This window comes from Streptomyces sp. P9(2023) (assembly GCF_032436795.1).
Taxonomy (GTDB): domain Bacteria; phylum Actinomycetota; class Actinomycetes; order Streptomycetales; family Streptomycetaceae; genus Streptomyces.
Window position 1 is genome coordinate 1 of the sequence record NZ_JAUPWM010000570.1, and the last position, 263, is coordinate 263.

At 66.5% G+C, this 263-nt stretch carries 1 protein-coding gene; it reads left to right on the plus strand.

The genetic code is table 11. The annotated features are described in order from the left end of the window. Window positions 1-34 precede the first annotated feature (34 nt). Window positions 35-169, plus strand: coding sequence for an exodeoxyribonuclease VII small subunit (xseB, locus tag Q5762_RS40225; protein WP_399495619.1), 135 nt, complete (start codon window positions 35-37; stop codon window positions 167-169). Window positions 170-263 lie beyond the last annotated feature (94 nt).

Genomic DNA, 263 nt, shown 5'->3' on the forward strand with positions numbered 1-263 from the left:
GCTGGAACATGGCGAGGCCACGCTTTAGGAATCCATCGCGCTTTACGAACGCGGCGCGAAGCTGCGCGCGCATTGCGAAAAGCGCCTGCGCGAGGCCGAAGAGCGGGTAGAAAAGATCACCCTCGCCGCCAATGGCGAAGTGGGCAGCACCCCGGTCGAGGGCCTTTGATGCAGGCCTTGCAGGCGATCAAGCCGCAGGTTCAGGCGGCGCTGGATGCGGCCATGGCCGACCTGCCGCCGGGCGATCTGACCGAGGCGATGCG